At 67.2% G+C, this 18,238-nt stretch carries 17 protein-coding genes; 7 read left to right on the top strand and 10 right to left on the bottom strand.

What is annotated here, in order from left to right; translation table 11 throughout:
- Positions 1-50: 50 nt before the first annotated feature.
- From NWF22_RS22060 to NWF22_RS22025, 8 genes are all read right to left on the bottom strand, one after another.
- Positions 51-413, bottom strand: a complete 363-nt coding sequence (locus tag NWF22_RS22060) for a DnaJ family domain-containing protein (RefSeq protein ID WP_160902789.1) — start codon at positions 411-413, stop codon at positions 51-53.
- 143 nt (positions 414-556) lie between these two features.
- Positions 557-913, bottom strand: a complete 357-nt coding sequence (locus tag NWF22_RS22055) for a metal-sulfur cluster assembly factor (RefSeq protein ID WP_160902379.1) — start codon at positions 911-913, stop codon at positions 557-559.
- On the bottom strand, positions 910-1,365 hold the full coding sequence (gene sufU, locus NWF22_RS22050) for a Fe-S cluster assembly sulfur transfer protein SufU (RefSeq protein WP_160902380.1): 456 nt from the start codon (positions 1,363-1,365) through the stop codon (positions 910-912). The genes NWF22_RS22055 and sufU overlap by 4 nt, the downstream gene beginning before the upstream one ends.
- Positions 1,365-2,645: a cysteine desulfurase gene (locus NWF22_RS22045; RefSeq protein WP_160902381.1), complete on the bottom strand. Its 1,281-nt coding sequence runs from the start codon at positions 2,643-2,645 to the stop codon at positions 1,365-1,367. Before NWF22_RS22045 ends, sufU begins: the two co-directional genes overlap by 1 nt.
- Before the next feature lie 23 nt (positions 2,646-2,668).
- The gene (gene sufC / locus NWF22_RS22040) at positions 2,669-3,442 is read right to left on the bottom strand and encodes a Fe-S cluster assembly ATPase SufC (protein WP_160902382.1); all 774 of its coding nucleotides are present in this window, start codon (positions 3,440-3,442) and stop codon (positions 2,669-2,671) included.
- A 113-nt stretch (positions 3,443-3,555) separates the two neighbouring features.
- Positions 3,556-4,773, bottom strand: a complete 1,218-nt coding sequence (gene sufD, locus NWF22_RS22035; RefSeq protein WP_160902383.1) for a Fe-S cluster assembly protein SufD — start codon at positions 4,771-4,773, stop codon at positions 3,556-3,558.
- Positions 4,773-6,236 (bottom strand): Fe-S cluster assembly protein SufB, encoded by a 1,464-nt coding sequence (gene sufB / locus NWF22_RS22030; protein ID WP_160902384.1) that lies wholly within the window; start codon positions 6,234-6,236, stop codon positions 4,773-4,775. The genes sufD and sufB overlap by 1 nt, the downstream gene beginning before the upstream one ends.
- A complete protein-coding gene (locus tag NWF22_RS22025) occupies positions 6,233-7,045 on the bottom strand; it encodes a helix-turn-helix transcriptional regulator (protein WP_202398594.1) in 813 nt (270 codons plus the stop codon). The genes sufB and NWF22_RS22025 overlap by 4 nt, the downstream gene beginning before the upstream one ends.
- 215 nt (positions 7,046-7,260) lie before the next feature.
- On the opposite strand from NWF22_RS22025, the gene mptB reads away from it, so the two are divergent.
- The 4 genes from mptB to NWF22_RS22005 all read left to right on the top strand — a co-directional run bounded on the left by mptB (position 7,261) and on the right by NWF22_RS22005 (position 12,099).
- Positions 7,261-9,069: a polyprenol phosphomannose-dependent alpha 1,6 mannosyltransferase MptB gene (gene mptB / locus NWF22_RS22020; RefSeq protein ID WP_373692027.1), complete on the top strand. Its 1,809-nt coding sequence runs from the start codon at positions 7,261-7,263 to the stop codon at positions 9,067-9,069.
- Between the two features lie 143 nt (positions 9,070-9,212).
- Complete coding sequence (locus NWF22_RS22015; RefSeq protein ID WP_160902386.1) at positions 9,213-10,175, top strand: ABC transporter ATP-binding protein; 963 nt, start codon at positions 9,213-9,215, stop codon at positions 10,173-10,175.
- Complete coding sequence (locus NWF22_RS22010) at positions 10,172-10,966, top strand: ABC transporter permease (RefSeq protein WP_160902387.1); 795 nt, start codon at positions 10,172-10,174, stop codon at positions 10,964-10,966. Before NWF22_RS22015 ends, NWF22_RS22010 begins: the two co-directional genes overlap by 4 nt.
- Positions 10,963-12,099, top strand: coding sequence for a COX15/CtaA family protein (locus tag NWF22_RS22005; protein WP_160902388.1), 1,137 nt, complete (start codon positions 10,963-10,965; stop codon positions 12,097-12,099). The genes NWF22_RS22010 and NWF22_RS22005 overlap by 4 nt, the downstream gene beginning before the upstream one ends.
- A gap of 46 nt (positions 12,100-12,145) precedes the next feature.
- Here the strand turns inward: NWF22_RS22005 and NWF22_RS22000 are convergent, their stop codons facing one another.
- Positions 12,146-12,523: a hypothetical protein gene (locus NWF22_RS22000; RefSeq protein ID WP_160902389.1), complete on the bottom strand. Its 378-nt coding sequence runs from the start codon at positions 12,521-12,523 to the stop codon at positions 12,146-12,148.
- A 109-nt stretch (positions 12,524-12,632) separates the two neighbouring features.
- Between NWF22_RS22000 and NWF22_RS21995 the strand changes: the two genes are divergently transcribed.
- The gene (locus tag NWF22_RS21995) at positions 12,633-13,601 is read left to right on the top strand and encodes a quinone oxidoreductase family protein (protein WP_160902390.1); all 969 of its coding nucleotides are present in this window, start codon (positions 12,633-12,635) and stop codon (positions 13,599-13,601) included.
- A 56-nt stretch (positions 13,602-13,657) separates the two neighbouring features.
- Here NWF22_RS21995 and NWF22_RS21990 read toward each other — a convergent pair whose 3' ends face one another.
- On the bottom strand, positions 13,658-14,638 hold the full coding sequence (locus NWF22_RS21990; RefSeq protein WP_160902391.1) for a heme o synthase: 981 nt from the start codon (positions 14,636-14,638) through the stop codon (positions 13,658-13,660).
- Positions 14,639-15,017: 379 nt separating this feature from the next.
- Here NWF22_RS21990 and tkt point away from each other — a divergent pair, with 379 nt between their 5' ends.
- Positions 15,018-17,114 (top strand): transketolase, encoded by a 2,097-nt coding sequence (gene tkt / locus NWF22_RS21985; protein ID WP_160902392.1) that lies wholly within the window; start codon positions 15,018-15,020, stop codon positions 17,112-17,114.
- A gap of 4 nt (positions 17,115-17,118) precedes the next feature.
- Positions 17,119-18,237, top strand: coding sequence for a transaldolase (gene tal / locus NWF22_RS21980; RefSeq protein ID WP_160902393.1), 1,119 nt, complete (start codon positions 17,119-17,121; stop codon positions 18,235-18,237).
- Position 18,238 lies beyond the last annotated feature (1 nt).

Below are 18,238 nucleotides of genomic sequence, written 5' to 3'. Positions count from 1 at the left end.
TCCGTACGCCACCAGCCTAGCAACGTCGTCGGCCGGCGACCGAGACGATGTCAGCGCCGGCGCAGCTCCCGCCACTGCAGCACCATGTCGTCCACGTCGACCGTGTGCACGGTGATCAGCGTCGGCAATCCGGCCCGACTGCCCAGGTGGGCCTCGCGCACACGACGATTGAAATCGCCCAGGATCTGGCGCACTGCGGCCTCGTCGGCGATGTTGCCCAGCGAGTCCGGAAAGCCCTGCGCCTCTTTCCGGAGTTGCAGCGGCATCGGAAGCAGTGCCGAGGAGTCCAGGTTCTCGTCACGAATCTTGCGTTTGACCCACCAGTCGGGGTCATCGGCGTCACTGAGGTCCAACGGCTTTCCCATGCCGGGCACGTTGTCGAACTCGCCGCGCTCGGTGGCCTCCCGAATCATCTTCTCCACGCGCGACTCGTAGACGGGCGGCTGCCAACGCCGCACGCGCCGAAACCGCCCGTCGGATGTCGCACGCTCGTCCGACGGATCGCCCACGTGTGCAGTTCTACACCGTTCGAGAGTATGCGGTAGCCGAGCCCAACCTAGACGGTGAACCCGAGCGCCCGCAGCTGCTCGCGGCCGTCGTCGGTGATCTTGTCCGGGCCCCACGGTGGGATCCACACCCAGTTGATCTCGAGATCGGTGCACAATCCGCTGGTGACCAGCGCGCCGCGCGATTGGTCCTCGATGACGTCGGTCAACGGGCAGGCAGCCGAGGTCAGGGTCATGTCGATCTTGGCGACCGCCTCGTCGGTGACCTCGATGCCGTAGACCAGACCGAGGTCGACGACGTTGATGCCCAATTCCGGGTCGACGACGTCGCGCATCGCCTCTTCGACGTCCTCGAGTTGAGGCAGCGACGTGTTCGGTGCCTCGGGTGTGGTGGTTTCCTCACTCATGCTGACTCCTTTGCGTCGACCGTCTGTGACAACGCGTCCTTGAAGGCCATCCATCCCAGCAGCGCACATTTCACGCGCGCCGGGTACTTGCTGACGCCGGCGAATGCGATGCCGTCGCCGATCAGTTCTTCATCACCCTCGTCCGCGCCGCGCGAGGTCATCATCGTGTTGAACGACTCCACGGTGGCCAACGCCTCGGTCACCGGCTGCCCGACGAGCTGGTCGTAGAGCACCGAGGTGGAGGCCTGCGAGATCGAACAACCCTGACCGTCGTATGAGATGTCCTCGACCGTCGAACCGTCCGCCGAGACCGAGACGCGCAGCGTGACCTCGTCGCCACACGTCGGATTGACGTGGTGCACTTCGGCGCCGAACGGTTCACGCAGACCGCGGCCATGCGGATGCTTGTAGTGGTCCAGGATCACTTCCTGGTACATCTGCTCCATCCGCATCAGCGGACCCCGAAGAATCTCTGCGCCTTGACGATCGCGTCGGCGAGTGCATCCACCTCGGACGTGGTGTTGTACGCGGCGAACGACGCGCGTGCGGTGGCGGCCACCCCGAAGCGCCGATGCAGAGGCCACGCGCAGTGATGTCCTACGCGGATGGCGACACCCTCGTCGTCGAGGATCTGGCCGAGATCATGGGCGTGCACCCCGTCGGTCAGGAACGCAACCGCTCCCCCGCGATCCGTGGCCGTCTCGGGCCCGATGATCCGCACGCCATCGATCGCGGCGAGGCGCTCGAGCGCGTACTCGGTGAGGTGATGTTCATGTGCGGCAATGGCTTCCATGCCGATGCCGGTGAGGTAGTCGACCGCGGCACCCAATCCGACCACCTGTGAGGTCATCGGCACGCCGGCCTCGAACCGTTGAGGTGCAGGCGCATAGGTCGACGTCTCCATCGTGACCATCTCGATCATCGACCCGCCCGTGATGAAGGGCGGCAGCGACTCGAGCAGTTCCGACTTGCCGTAGAGCACGCCGACACCCGACGGGCCGAACATCTTGTGCCCGGAGAACGCGGCGAAGTCGACGTCGAGCTCCGCGAGATCGACCGGCGCATGCGGCACCGACTGGCAGGCGTCGAGGACCACCCGCGCATCCACCGCACGGGCACGCCGAACGAGTTCGGCGACGTCGGTGACCGCGCCGGTGACATTGGACTGATGTGTGATCGAGACGATCTTGACCGTGTCGTCGAGCTCCAGCGAGTCCAGGTCGATCCGACCGTCCTCGGTCACCCCGTACCACTTGAGGGTGGCACCGGTCCGGCGGCAGAGCTCCTGCCACGGCACCAGGTTGGCGTGATGCTCGAGTTCGGTGACGACCACGGTGTCGCCCGGACCGAGTCGGCGACCGCCCATCAGCGCAGCCGATCGATCGTCGCCGAGGGTGTAGGCGACGAGGTTGATCGCCTCGGTCGCGTTCTTGGTGAACACGATCGTCTCCGATGTCGCACCCACGAATCCGGCGATCTTGGCGCGGGCGGCCTCGTAGGCGTCGGTCGCCTCCTCCGCCAGCTGATGGGCACCACGGTGCACCGCCGCGTTGTGGCTGGTGAGGAAGTCGCGCTCGGCGTCGAGAACTTGCACCGGCCGTTGTGATGTCGCGCCGGAATCGAGGTAGACCAACCGCTTGCCGTCGCGCACCGTCCGCGACAGGATCGGGAAGTCGGCCCTCAGCCGGTCCACGTCGATCGGCCGTGACACCACATCGGGTGAGATCGTCACGTCTGCACCTCCTTCGAGAAGGCTCAGCCCGCGGCCGCTGCCGAGGTGAACCGCACGTAGCCGTTCTCTTCGAGTTCGTCGGCGAGTTCGGGACCGGCGGATTCCACCACCCGCCCGTTGACGAACACGTGTACGTAGTCGGGTTTGATGTAGCGCAGGATCCGCGTGTAGTGGGTGATCAGCAGGATGCCACCGTGCTCTTGCGCCTTGTACCGGTTGACTCCCTCGCTCACCACACGCAGTGCGTCCACGTCGAGACCGGAGTCGGTCTCGTCGAGGATCGCGATACGCGGCTTGAGCAGATCGAGCTGCAGGATCTCATGGCGCTTCTTCTCGCCTCCGGAGAAGCCTTCGTTGACGCTGCGCTCACCGAACGACGGATCGATCTCGAGCGCGGTCATCGCCTCCTTGGTCTCCTTGACCCAGTGACGCAGCTTGGGGGCCTCACCCCGGACGGAGGTGGCGGCGGTGCGCAGGAAGTTCGACATCGAGACGCCGGGGACCTCGACCGGATACTGCATCGCGAGGAACAATCCCGCGCGAGCACGCTCGTCGACACTCATCTCCAGGACGTCCTCGCCGTCGAGGGTGATCGATCCCTGCGTCACCTGGTACTTGGGGTGCCCGGCGATGGCATAGGACAGGGTCGACTTGCCGGAGCCGTTGGGGCCCATGATCGCGTGCGTCTCGTCGGAGGAGACGGTGAGGTCGACACCCTTGAGGATGTGGATCGGTTCGGCGTCGGTGTCGCTCTGGGCGACGTCGACGTGCAGGTCGCGGATTTCCAGTGTGGTCATGTGATTCCTTGTTTCGGGCTGTGTGATCTCGATACGTCCTCGGCTGGCGCCTCGGACTACTCGATCAGCGGGTGTGGCGTCGGCCGGGTCGGCATTGCTATCACCGGAAAAAGTCAGGCGCCGGAGATCTGGAGTTCGTGCTCGATGGCGGCTTCGAGGCGTTCGCGCAGATCCGGGACGCCGATCTTGGCGATGACCTCGCGGAAGAAGCCCCGGATCACCAAGCGCCGCGCCTGGTCCTCCGGGATGCCGCGGGCCTGCAGATAGAACAGCTGCTCGTCGTCGAAGCGGCCGGTGGCGCTGGCGTGTCCGGCGCCGACGATCTCGCCGGTCTCGATCTCGAGGTTCGGCACCGAATCGGCGCGGGCATTGTCGGTCAGCACCAGGTTGCGGTTGAGCTCGAAGGTGTCGGTGCCCTCGGCTTCCGGGCGGATCAACACGTCACCGATCCACACGGTGTGGGCCTCGCGGGTCCGGTCACCGGTAGTGTCGCCCTGCAGTGCGCCCTTGTAGACCACATTGGACCGGCAGTGCGGCTGGCTGTGGTCGACGAGGAGTCGCTGCTCGAGGTGCTGTCCGGCGTCGGCGAAGTACAGGCCCCACAACTCGACGTCGCCGCCCGGCGCGTCGTAGTGCACCACCGGAGACAGGCGAACCAGGTTGCCGCCGAAGCTGAACGCGAAGTGACGGATCACCGAGTCGCGGCCGGCACGCACGTGATGAGCGGCCACATGGACTGCGTCATCGGCCCAGTCGTGCACGTTGACCACGGTCAGCGAGGCCTGGTCGCCCACGACGAACTCAACGTTCTCCGCGTACGTGCCGCTGCCCTTCTGGTCGAGCACCACGACGGCGCGGGCGAACGGTTCGAGCCGGATCTGAATGTGACCGAACGCGACCTCGTCGACCCCGGGACCGGTGACGGTCAGGGTGATCGGGTCGGTGTGATCGACCTCTTTGCCGACCGTGACCACGGTCGCCTGGGTGAACGACGTGTACGCCTGGGCGGCGATGCGGTCGAAGGGAACGCCGCCGTCACCCAGCCGCGAATCGTCGCGCCCGACGGTTTCGACCGCGACCCCGTCACCGGCGCCCTCGACCGAGATCTCGGCCTCGGCCGTGCGGGTGGCCTTGCCGTCGTGCAGGCCACGCAGGCGACGGAACGGGGTGAACCGCCACACCTCCTCGCGCGGGCTGGGGACCTCGAACGCGTCGACGTCGAACGAGGTGAACATCTCACCCTTGTTGACCGCCGTTGCGGTGAGGCCCGGGGTGCCGGCAGTGCTGTTGGTTGCCGGGCTGCCGGTCGTCGGAATAGTCGGATCGGCCATCAGCCGACGGCTCCTTCCATCTGCAGTTCGATCAGGCGGTTGAGTTCGAGTGCGTACTCCATCGGGAGTTCCTTGGCGATGGGCTCCACGAAGCCGCGCACCACCATGGCCATCGCCTCGTCCTCGGTGAGGCCGCGGCTCATCAGATAGAACAACTGATCGTCGCTGACCTTGGAGACGGTCGCCTCGTGTCCCATCGTCACGTCGTCCTCGCGGATGTCGACGTACGGGTAGGTGTCGCTACGCGAGATGGTGTCGACCAGCAGCGCATCGCATTTCACCGTGGAGCGACTGCCGTGCGCACCGTTGTTGACCTTGATCAGGCCACGGTAGGACGCACGCCCGCCGCCGCGTGCCACGGACTTGGACACGATGTTGCTCGACGTGTTCGGCGCCAGGTGCACCATCTTCGAACCGGTGTCCTGGTGCTGTCCCTCGCCGGCGAACGCGACCGAGAGCACCTCGCCCTTGGCGTGCTCACCGGTCAGCCACACAGCCGGGTACTTCATGGTGACCTTCGAGCCGATGTTGCCGTCGATCCACTCCATGGTGGCGCCGGCCTCGGCCTTGGCGCGCTTGGTGACCAGGTTGTAGACGTTGTTCGACCAGTTCTGGATGGTAGTGTAGCGGCAGCGGCCGCCCTTCTTCACCACGATCTCGACGACCGCCGAGTGCAGCGAGTCGGTCTTGTAGATCGGCGCAGTGCAGCCCTCGACGTAGTGCACGTAAGCACCCTCGTCGACGATGATGAGGGTCCGCTCGAACTGACCCATGTTCTCGGTGTTGATGCGGAAGTAGGCCTGCAGCGGGATGTCGACGTGCACGCCCGGCGGCACGTAGATGAACGAGCCGCCCGACCACACCGCGGTGTTCAGCGCGGAGAACTTGTTGTCCCCGGCCGGGATGACCGAGCCGAAGTACTCCTGGAAGATCTCCGGATGCTCACGCAGTCCGGTGTCGGTGTCCATGAAGATGACGCCCTGCTCCTCCAGGTCCTCGCGGATCTGGTGATAGACCACCTCGGACTCGTACTGCGCGGCGACACCGGCGACCAGGCGCTGCTTCTCCGCCTCCGGGATGCCCAGCCTGTCGTAGGTGTTCTTGATGTCCTCGGGCAGGTCGTCCCAGCTCGCCGCCTGCTTCTCGGTGGATCGGACGAAGTACTTGATGTTGTCGAAGTCGATCCCGTCGAGGTCGCCACCCCAATGCGGCATCGGCTTGCGATCGAAGATCCGCAGCGCCTTGAGCCGCTGCTCGAGCATCCACTCCGGCTCGTTCTTCTTGCCGGAGATGTCGGCGACGACCGCATCGGACAGACCGCGCTGCGCGCTGGCGCCGGCGACGTCCGAATCGGCCCAGCCGTAGCCGTAGTTGCCGAGCGACGCGATGGTCTCCTCTTGGGTCAGCGGAGCAGGCTTCGTCGGTGTTCCGGTATCGGTTGCGGTCGGATCGGTCACTGTCATCGCGAGGCCTTTCGACTCGTCTTCTTCACGTGAGCGGATGCGGGCTGTGCATCGCTCGCTTGCGTCGTGGTGGTCCCCGTCGGGACCGTGGCACCCTCCGGCGGAGGATGCAGTGGCACATGGGTGGTGCAGGCACAGTCGCCGTTGGCGATGGTCGCCAGGCGCTGCACGTGCGTGCCGAGGAGTTCGGTGAACACCGCGGTCTCGGCTTCACACAGTTCGGGGAACTCGGTGGCGACGTGCGCGACCGGGCAGTGGTGCTGACAGATCTGCATCCCGGTCCCCACGTTCCGGGTGTTGGCCGAGAATCCGGCGCTGGTGAGAGCGTCGGCGATCTCGTTGACCGTGTCGGCGACCGAACCCGAATCCTGTGCGGGTACCACGTCGGCCACGATCTCCTCCACCCGATCGCGCGCGAACGCCTCGACCGCGGCCTCCCCGCCGACGGCACGCAGCCGGCGCATCGCCGCGCCCGCCAGATCGTCGTAGGCGTGGCGCAACTTGCCCCGGCCGGTGGCCGTGAGCTGGAACCACTTCGCCGGGCGGCCGCGACCGCGGTGAGCCCGGCCGAAGCCCGACGACGACGTTTCCACGTCACCGGCCTCGGTCAGTGCCTCCAGATGGCGGCGGACACCCGCGGCGCTGATCCCCAACCGCTCGGCGATCTCCGACGCGGTCAGCGGTCCGTCTTCCACCAGCAGTGAAACCACGGCCGCACGGGTCTGTCCGTCGGGATGGCCTGGGGCGGCCAATCCGCCGTCCACAGAGGCGGCATGCGCTGCGGATGGCAGCGTTGTATCGCTCCTCATGGTTTTCACAACACAAGTGTGACGTAATTGCTTCCCCGGTGCCACCAAGGGTGGCCTTAGTCTTGTCGATCCGGTCGGTTGACGGCGACGAATCCGAATCCGTTCGCGAGGGACGTCCCCGTGGCGGATCCGCTGTGGCGATTCGGGGCATTAGAGTCGTCGGCGTGCCAGACACCACAGTGACGGGTGGTCGGGCCCGCTCGCTGGGTCCGCGCCTGCGGGGGGCGGTGGACTACCTCGGCCTGCGCCGGCCCCGTCCCCGCCGAGACAACGGCGCCGCCGACGACGCCACCGAACGGCGCGGCGACTACGGCAAGACGGTTGCCCGGCTCCACGACGACGAGCGCGAAGTCGGCCCACTCAACGACGCCGAGAACCGGCGGCTGCTACGCATCAAGTTGTTCGGTGCCACCGGGTCGGTGCTGCTGCTGATCGGCTCGCTCGGCACCGGCGCGATCCCCGTGCTGCAGAACCCGGTGGCCGGGATGCGAGTGCTCTCGCTGCCCTCTCGCATGTGGAGCACGGCGCTGACCTTGTCGATCGGCGGCACCATCATGCTCGTGGTGGCGTGGCTGTTGATCGGCCGATTCGCCGTCGGACGCTTCGGTGTCGAAGTCCTGCACGGACGCAGCCCCGACCGTCGGATGACCCGCCGGCAGGCCGATCGCACCCTGATGCTGTGGATCGCGCCGATCATCGTGGCGCCCCCGCTGCTGTCCAAAGACATCTACTCGTATCTGGCGCAGAGTGCGATTGCCCATCGCGGCATGGATCCCTACGTCATCAGTCCGGTCCGCGGCCTCGGCGTCGATCACGTGCTGACCCGATCGGTGCCCAACCTGTGGCGCGACACCCCGGCGCCCTACGGCCCGCTGTTCCTGTGGCTCGGCAAGGGCATCACCGCGGTGACCGGTGAGAACATCACCGCAGCCATCTTCGCGCACCGACTGCTGGCGTTGGTGGGCATCGCGCTGATCGTGTGGGCGCTGCCGCGGCTCGCGCGACGCTGCGGCGTGTCGTCGGTGGCCGCGTTGTGGCTGGGCGCGATGAACCCACTGCTGATCCTGCATCTGGTCGGCGGCATCCACAACGAAGCCCTGATGCTCGGCATGATGCTGGTGGGCCTCGAGCTGTGTTTCCGCGCCATCTACGGGAGCGAACGATTACGCAGACCCGGCTCGGTCTGGCCGTCGTCGGCGGGATGGATCCTGATCGCGGGCACCGCGGTGATCTCCGCATCGGCCATGGTGAAGGTGACGTCGATGCTGGCGCTCGGGTTCGTCGGCATCGCGCTGGCCCAACGCTGGGGTGCCTACCTACCCGCCCTGCGCCACGCCCCGGTGCGCCAGTGGTGGGATCGGTCACGTCGATCCATCGCCGCTCTCGCCGCCTCGGCAGCCACTCTGGCCGGTGTGCTCGTGGTGGTGATGGTGGGCATCTGCGTCGGCACCGGCCTCGGCTTCGGTTGGACCAGCACCCTGTCCACCGGTGACGTAGTGCGCTCGTGGATGTCGATGCCGACACTGCTGTCGGTCACCACCGGACGGCTCGGCGTCGCGCTGGGCCTCGGTGATCAGACACAGGCGATTCTGGAGGTCGGACGACCGCTGGGCCAGCTCATCGCCGCCGGGTTCATCGTCCGATGGATGCTCGCCTGCCTCGGCGGACGGCTGCATCCACTCGGCGCACTCGGTGTGTCAATGGCCACAGTGGTCGTCTTCTTCCCGTTCGTGCAGGCCTGGTATCTCCTGTGGGCAGTCATCCCACTGGCCGCGTGGGCGACCCGCCCGTGGTTTCGCATCACCACCATCGCCATCTCGGCGATCATCGCCATCGTCGTGATGCCCACCAGCTCCAACACCAGTGGAGTGGTTCTGGCACAAGGACTTCTCGCCGGAGTGATCATGGTCGCGGTGATGACTGCCCTGTTCTTCGAGGATCTGCCGATTCAGCGCTGGTGGCGCACGTGGCGCACCGAGCACCGAGACCCGGAACCGGCGCCCGACGATGCGCACAGCGGCTGACCGGCTCGAGTTCACGCCCGCGCGCAATTTTTGGCCGACGGGCCCCTCCGCATACTCTGGCTGGTGTGCATGGCACGACGATGCGGGAGCGGTACCACGGCGATGATCGGCGAGATGGTCAAAAATCGACCGACGGTCGCCCGATGAGCACCGACAACGCAGTGAGCACCGACCGCGGGGCGACCACCCGCCCGGCCCTGCACGTCACCGGCCTCGTCAAACGCTACGACGAACACACCGCCGTCGATGGTCTCGATCTGCGGCTCGAACCGGGCTCGATCCTGGCGTTGCTCGGTCCCAACGGAGCGGGCAAGACCACCACCGTGGAGATCTGTGAGGGCTTCCTGACCGCCGACGCCGGTTGTGTGCGGGTGCTGGGTCTCGACCCGATCGCCGACAACGACGCGCTACGCCGTCGCATCGGGGTCATGCTGCAGGGCGGCGGCGCCTATCCGGGCGCGCGGGCCGAGGAGATGCTCCGGCTGTGCGCGTCCTACAGCGCCGACCCCATCGATCCGGGTTGGCTGCTCGACGTTCTCGGCCTCGCCGACTGTGCGCGTACCTCATTCCGCCGGCTGTCCGGCGGTCAACAGCAGCGGCTGTCGCTGGCCTGCGCCATCGTCGGGCGTCCCGAGCTGGTATTCCTCGACGAACCCACCGCCGGTCTCGACGCCCACGCCCGGATCCTGGTGTGGGAGCTGATCGACCGTCTGCGCGGCGATGGGGTGTCGGTGCTGTTGACCACACATCTGATGGATGAGGCCGAAGAACTCGCCGACGACGTGGTGATCATCGACCACGGCCGGGTCGTGGCCGCGGGCACACCGGCCGACCTCACCAGCCGCGGCGCCGAGAACGAATTACGGTTCTCCGCACCTCGCGGTCTCGACGTCGCGCTACTGCTGCTGGCCTTGCCCGAGGGCTACCGATGCACAGAGACCGCCCCGGGCAGCTATCTGGTGCACGGCCCGGTGACTCCTCAGGTGCTGGCCACCGTGACCGCATGGTTCGCCAAGATCGACGTGCTCGCCACCGACCTGCGGGTGGAGACCCGCAGCCTGTCCGACGTGTTCCTCGATCTCACCGGGCGGGCCCTGCGCTCATGACCACAGCTGCCAACCGGTTTGCCCCCGGCACGTTCGCGCCCCGCCCCCAAGCGGCGTCGTTGCCGACGATCCTCGTCGCACAGTCGCGGTTGGAGCTCACGCTGCTGTTGCGCAACGGCGAGCAGTTGCTGCTCACCATGTTCATCCCGATCACTCTGCTGATCGGTCTGTGTCTGCTGCCACTGGACACCGATCTCGGCGCGTCCACCGCCGAACGCGCGACCACTTTCGTCCCGGCCATCATGACGGTCGCGGTGATGTCGACGGCATTCACCGGGCAGGCCATCGCCCTGGGGTTCGACCGGAGGTACGGGGCGCTCAAACGACTGGGTGCCACCCCGATCCCGCGTTGGGGCATCATCGCGGGCAAGTCGATCGCGGTCGTACTCGTGGTCGCCCTGCAGGCCGTCATCCTCGGGGCGATCGGTCTCGCGTTCGGCTGGCGACCATCGGCGCTCGGTATCCTCCTCGGAGCGCTCGTCATCGCGGTCGGGACCATCACCTTCTCGGCTCTGGGACTGCTGCTCGGCGGCACGCTGAAGGCCGAGGTGGTGCTGGCGCTGGGCAACCTGCTGTGGTTCGCGATGGTCGGCGTCGGCAGCCTGGTGGTGATGGGCGATCGGGTCCCCGAAGCGATGCAGTGGATCGCCCGCGCCGTCCCGTCCGGCGCGCTGACCGAGGCCCTCGGTCAAGCGACCGCGGGTTCGATCGATTTCTTCGGCATAGGTGTGTTGCTCGCATGGGCGGTGGTGGCCGCTGTGCTCGCGGTGAGGTGGTTCCGGTTCGAATGACAACGTCCAAAGTTCACTCAGAAGGCTCGGCGGCCGACGTTCCGGCGTCGGAGCCGTCGGCCTCGACGGCGACATCCGATGCGCCGCGGGTCCGCTCGGGCAGGTTCACGCGCGTGCCGGGTTTCGGGGTTCCGACCGCTCGTTTCGTGTGGCTGTGGAGCATCGCGTTGCTCGTCGCGAACGTCGGCATCGTCGCCACCGGCGGGGCCGTGCGGCTCACCGGTTCCGGCCTGGGCTGCCCCACCTGGCCCCGCTGCACCGACGACTCCTTCGTTCCGCACGGCGAGTTGGGCCTGCACGGTGTGATCGAGTTCGGGAACCGCATGCTGACGTGGGTACTGGTCGCGGTCGCGATCGCCACCTTCACCGCGGTGTATCGATACGCGCATGCGACGCGCCGGGACCGCTGGCTCGCCGCACTGCTCGGGCTCGGTATCCCGTTCCAGGGCGTCATCGGCGGCATCACCGTGCTGACCCAGCTCAACCCATGGGTGGTGTCACTGCACTTCGTGCTGTCGATGGTGTTGGTATCGGGTGCGACGGTGCTGGTGCACCGATTGCGTCCGCAGCCGGCCACGGCTCCGGCAGCCGACCTCGTGTCCCGGCTGGGGCAACGCCTGGCATGGCTGCAGTATGTGGTGACCTGGGCGGTGATCTATCTGGGCACGGTGGTCACCGGGTCCGGGCCGCACGCCGGTGATGCCGACGCCCCGCGCAACGGACTGGCGCCCGACAACGCGACACAGCTGCACGCCGACGGGGTGTTCGTCCTCGTCGGCCTCGCGGTCGCGCTCGCGGTCGTCACCCATCTGATGCGCCAACCCGAACGCCGGACCGCCGACGTCGCCTTGGCGTTGATCGCCGTGCAGGGCGTACTGGGCGTCGTGCAGTACAACACGGGCCTGCCCATCGCGCTGGTTATCGCCCACATGACCGTCAGCGCACTGCTGCTGATCGCGGCCACCTGGATGATCCTGCAATTCGGCGACCGCCGGCGCCCGGTGACCACCGGACCCATGACCACCGGACCGATGACCTCGGGACCGGCGGGCGCGGCACCGATGGACGATGACACCGAGGTCTCGGCCACCGCCGGCACACTGCGTACCGATCGTCGACCAAGCGCCGGTTGACCGACGCCGGCTCCGCCGCTCGGCTACGTCGGGCGGATGCGGGCGATCAGAGGATCGACCGGTTGCGCGGCTTGGGGAAGCGCGACTGCTTGGCCACCCAGCCCGCCATCTGCTTGTAGTGCGCTGGCGACACATTCGCCGCCGACGTGAGATCACGATCCCACTCGGCCATCTCGAGGCCGTCGACCGCCGACACCACGGCGTGGGCGACCGCCATGTCGGACACCACTCGGTCACCGAGGATGCCCCCGCGCTCGCCGACCAGTGTGATGCGCACGCCGGCGTCCCCGATCGGCTGCAGCACCACCTTCGCCGAACCACCCTCGCGTCCCACGAAGTCCTGGATGGAGGAGACGACATCCTTGGGCACCTCGACGTTCGAGGCGGAGGTGTCGACGGTCTCGGTTGCGGACTGATCGCTCATGGTGCTTGAGCATACCGGGGGCGGATCGCCGCGATACGGCCCACCGACGCCGGCGGACGCGACGCCCGACGCGCCCGGACGCCGTCGGCCGATGAGGTAGAACAGTGCCATGCGCGCTATTCAGGTGATCCGCCACGGCGGTCCGGACGTCCTCGATTTCGGCACCGTCGACGACCCCATTCCCGCACCCGGGGAAGTGATCGTGCGCACCACCGCAATCGGTGTCAACTTCATCGACACCTATCTGCGGCGTGGCCTCTACCCGTCGGTGCCGCCGTACGTGCCGGGTAGCGAAGGTGCCGGCGAGGTGATCTCGGTGGGCGCCGACGTCACAGACGTGTCCGTCGGACAGCGGGTGTGCTGGGTGGACGCGCCGGGCAGCTACGCGGAACTGGTCGCCGTGCCCGCTGCGCGGGCTGTCCCGATCCCCGACGAGGTCGCCGACGACATCGCCGGATCGGCGATGCTGCGCGGACTCACCGCGCACTATCTACTCGACGGCAGCGCTCATCCCGGGGTTGGCGACACCGTGTTGATCCATGCCGGCGCCGGCGGCGTCGGCCTCATCCTGACGCAGTTGGCGAAGCTTCGTGGCCTGCGCGTGATCACGACGGTCTCGTCGGACGACAAGGAGGAATTGTCGACCGCGGCCGGCGCCGACCACGTCCTGCGGTACGGCGACGCTCTCGCCGAGGAGGTGCGGTCGCTCACCGACGGCCGCGGGGTCGCGGTGGCCTACGACGGCGTCGGAGCCGACACGTTCGAACAGTCGCTGGCGTCGACCGCCGTGCGCGGCATCATCGTGCTGTTCGGAGCGGCCTCCGGACCGGTCCCGCCGTTCGATCTGCAGCGCCTCAACCCGGCGGGTTCGCTGTCGGTCACCCGGCCCACACTCGGGCACTTCATCGCCGACACCGAGGAGCTGCGCTGGCGTGCGGGAGCCTTCCTCGATGCCGTGGCCGGTGGGGACATCGACATCCGCGTGGGTCAACGGAACCGACTGGCCGACGCCGCCGAGGCGCACATCGCGCTCGAGTCCCGGGCCACGACCGGCACGACCGTGCTCATCCCGGGCTGACGCCGACCTCTCGACGGCAGCGCCGGTGACTGCCTTCCCGGCCGCGGGGCGATGCGTCAGAAGTAGCTGGTGATCAGCGGTAGGTTCACCACCGCGTCGATGGCGAGACCGCAGAACAGGATCGCCAGATACTCATTGGACTGCAGAAAGATCTTCAGCGGGGCCACCTCGGCACCGGCGCGGGTCTCCTTGTAGAGCTTGTGCACACGGCTCGCGAACCAGCCTCCGGACAGGATCGCCACGGCCGCGTAGATCCAACTCGTGCCGGCGATCAGCACCAGCGAGCTGAGCACCGTGGCCCAGGTGTAGATGACCATCTGACGCGTGACGCGTTCTTCGGTGGCGATCACCGGCAGCATCGGCACCCCGGCCGCCCGATAATCCTCCTTGTAGCGCATCGCCAGCGCCCAGGTGTGCGGCGGCGTCCAGAAGAAGATGACCAGGAACAGCACGATCGGCTGCCACCCGATGGAACCGGTCACCGCGGCCCAGCCCACCAGGGTGGGCATACAACCCGCAGCGCCACCCCACACGACGTTCTGCCACGTGCGACGCTTCAGGATCATCGTGTACACGCCGACGTAGAAGGCGATGGTCGCGGTCACCAGCAGGGCGCTGAGCAGATTGGCAGCCGACCAGAGCACCGCGAACGACCCGATCCAGAGCGCGATTCCGAAGATCAGTGCGTTGCGGGTCGAGACCGCGTGACGTGCCAGCGGTCGACGCGCAGTCCGTTTCATCTTCTGGTCGATGTCGGCGTCGGCCACCATGTTCAGGGTGTTGGCACTGCCGGCGCCGAGCCAGCCGCCGAGCAGCGTCGCGGCGATCAGCGCGATGTCGACGTGTCCGCGGTCGGCCTGCAACATCACCGGGATCGTGGCGACCAACAGCAGTTCGATGACTCGCGGTTTGGTCAGCGCGACGTAGGCGAACACCGTCGCCTTCGACCGCGCCAGGAACGAGTCACCCGCGGCGGCGGGAGCCGGCGTGACCGACCCATCCGACCCGTGGGATGCGGCGGACAGTTCTCCGCTCACACGTTCCCCAATCCTCACGGCCTCTCCTCGTCTGCCCCGACTACGTCGGAGCACGGCGGATCGGATACTGCGGCGCGAGACTCGACGAGGGGCTACTACAGAGCATGGTAGACGGTGGGTTCGGCGATCAAAGAATCGAGTCCCGCCTCCGATCGGGTCACTCGGCGCGCCATGGGCGGGCGGGGGCGACTACGCTGGACGCCGTAGCCGCCGCAATCGCGGCCGGTGTGATCAGCCGGCTTCACCACCCGCCGTCGAGAGCCGACGGCCACGTGGATCACACCGTCGAGCACACTGTGGACTTGCACATACAGTTGACATGCACGAGCAGATGCCTGCGATCGCATCGCACCGACTACGCACAGGAGACAGTACGACCGTGGCGCTCACAGACGACATTCGCGCGTTGACCCAGCCGAGCTACCCCGACGACTGGTCGGACCTGGACACACGCGCGGTCGACACCGTGCGCGTCCTCGCTGCCGACGCCGTCCAGAAGTGCGGCAGCGGCCACCCCGGTACCGCGATGAGCCTTGCTCCGCTCGCCTACACGCTGTTCCAGCGTGTGATGAGACACGATCCCGCCGACACCGCCTGGGTCGGCCGAGACCGGTTCATCCTGTCGTGCGGGCATTCCAGCCTCACCCTCTACATCCAGCTCTACCTGGGTGGCTTCGGGCTCGAGCTGTCCGACCTGGAGGCACTGCGCACCTTCGGCTCCAAGACCCCCGGGCACCCGGAGTTCCGGCATACCCGGGGAGTCGAGATCACCACCGGCCCGCTCGGCCAGGGACTGGCCTCGGCGGTCGGCATGGCGATGGCGGCCCGCCGCGAGAGGGGTCTGTTCGACCCCGAACCGGCCTGGGGCGACAGCCCGTTCGACCACTACATCTACGTGGTCGCCTCCGACGGTGACATCGAGGAGGGCATCACGTCGGAGGCATCATCCCTGGCGGGCACCCAGCAGTTGGGCAACCTGATCCTGTTCTACGACGACAACAAGATCTCGATCGAGCACGGCACCAGCATCGCGCTCTCGGAGGACACCGCCAAGCGCTACGAGGCGTACGGCTGGCACGTCCAGGTCGTGGAAGGCGGCGAAGACGTCGCGGCCATCGAGGCCGCTGTCGCCGAGGCCAAATCGATCACCGACCGGCCCTCGATCATCCTGCTGCGCACCATCATCGGATATCCGGCACCCACAAAGATGAACACCGGCGGCGTGCACGGCTCGGCGCTCGGCGATGACGAGGTCGCGGCGACCAAGAAGATTCTCGGATTCGATCCCGACAAGACCTTCGAGGTGAGCGACGAGGTCATCGCCCACACCCGCTCGCTGGTCGACCGCGGCCGGGCGGCCCATCAGGAGTGGGAATCGTCGTTCAACGCGTGGGTGGAGCGCGAACCGACACGCAAGGAACTGTTCGACCGCGTCAGCCAGGACCGTCTCCCCGCCGGCTGGACCGATGCGTTGCCCAGTTGGGAGCCGGGAACGTCCGTCGCCACCCGGTCCGCCTCGGGTGACGTGCTCAGCGCCGTCGGTCCCGTGCTGCCCGAGCTGTGGGGCGGTTCGGCCGACCTGGCCGGCAGCAACAACACGACCATGAAGGACGCCAAGTCGTTCGGACCGACCTCGATCTCCAACGAGGACTGGGACGCCGAACCCTATGGGCGGACACTGCATTTCGGCATCCGCGAGCACGCGATGGCCGCGATCCTGTCGGGCATCGTGCTGCACGGCCCGACTCGCGCGTACGGCGGCACCTTCCTGCAGTTCAGCGACTACATGCGGCCCGCGGTCCGTCTCGCCTCGTTGATGGACATCGACCCGATCTATGTGTGGACCCACGATTCCATCGGTCTCGGTGAGGACGGCCCCACCCACCAGCCGATCGAGCACCTCTCGGCACTGCGGGCCATCCCGAACCTCAGCGTCGTCCGGCCGGCCGACGCGAACGAGACCGCCTACGCGTGGCAGACCGTTCTCGGCAAATCCAGCAGCAGCGGTCCGGTGGGACTGTGCCTGACCCGCCAGAAGGTCGCCGTCCTGGAGAACTCGTCGGCGGCCGGTGTCGCGAAGGGTGGCTACGTGCTCGTGGAGGCATCCACCCCGGTGCCGGACGTGATCCTGATCGCCACCGGCTCGGAGGTCGAGATCGCCGTGGCCGCCGGTGAGAAACTCGAGGCGCAGGGCATCGGCGCGCGCGTGGTCTCCATGCCGTGTGTGGAGTGGTTCGAGAGCCAGGATCAGAACTACCGTGATCAGGTGCTGCCACCGACCGTCAAGGCACGCGTCTCGGTGGAGGCCGGCATCGCCATGTCCTGGCACAAGATCGTGGGCGGATTCGGCGAATGCGTCTCCCTCGAGCACTACGGGGAGTCCGCCGACTACAAGACGCTCTACGCGGAGTTCGGCATCACGCCCGACGCCACCGTCGCCGCCGCACAACGCTCGATCGCCAACGTGAAGGGATAGCAGCATGACGCAGAACGCAAAGCTGGCAGAACTGTCCGAGGCAGGCGTCTCGGTGTGGCTCGACGATCTGTCGAGAGAACTGATCAAATCCGGCGACCTCAAGGAACTGGTCGAGACCAAGTCCGTGGTCGGCGTCACCACGAATCCGTCGATCTTCCAGGCGGCCCTGTCGAAGGGGACCGCCTACGACGACCAGGTCAACGAGTTGGCCGCGCGCGGAGCCGACGTGGACGCGACCATCCGGACCGTCACCACCGACGACGTGCGCAATGCCTGCGATGTCCTCGCGCCGGTGTTCGAGGAGTCCGACGGCGTCGACGGACGCGTCTCGATCGAGGTGGATCCCCGGCTGGCACATGAGACCGACGCCACCGTCGCACAGGCCGTCGAACTGTGGAAGATCGTCGATCGGCCCAACCTGCTGATCAAGATCCCCGCCACCAAGGCGGGGCTGCCCGCGATCACCCGCACGCTGGCCGAGGGCATCAGCGTGAACGTGACGCTGATCTTCTCGGTGGACCGGTACAAAGAGGTGATGGACGCCTACCTGGACGGCCTCGACGCGGCCGCCGCGGCCGGCCATGACCTGTCCACCATCCACTCGGTCGCGTCGTTCTTCGTCTCCCGCGTGGACACCGAGATCGACAAGCGTCTCGATGCGATCGGTACCCCGGAGGCCACCGAACTGAAGGGCAAGGCGGCGCTGGCCAACGCACGGCTGGCATACCAGGCCTATCAGGAGATCTTCGAGGTCGAGTCCCGATTCCCCGATCTCCTCGCCCAGGGCGCCCGTCCGCAGCGAGCACTGTGGGCGTCGACAGGGGTGAAGAATCCCGACTACCCCGACACCCTGTATGTCAGCGAACTCGTCGCCCCCAACACGGTGAACACCATGCCGGGCAAGACGATGGACGCCTTCGCCGACCACGGCTGGGTCAACACCGGGTCGATCGTCGGCCTGGCGAACGAGTCACAGGAGGTCTTCGACAAGCTCGCTGCTGTCGGCATCGACCTCGCCGACGTGTTCACGGTCCTCGAGGACGAGGGCGTGCAGAAGTTCGAGGTGTCGTGGAACGAATTGCTCGACGCCACCGCCGAGCAGCTCACGGCCGCGAAGGGCTGAC

Source organism: Gordonia mangrovi (assembly GCF_024734075.1).
In the GTDB taxonomy this organism is placed as follows: Bacteria; Actinomycetota; Actinomycetes; order Mycobacteriales; family Mycobacteriaceae; genus Gordonia; species Gordonia mangrovi.
Note: the sequence above shows the minus strand (reverse complement) of the source record. Positions and strands in the feature narration are given on the sequence as shown.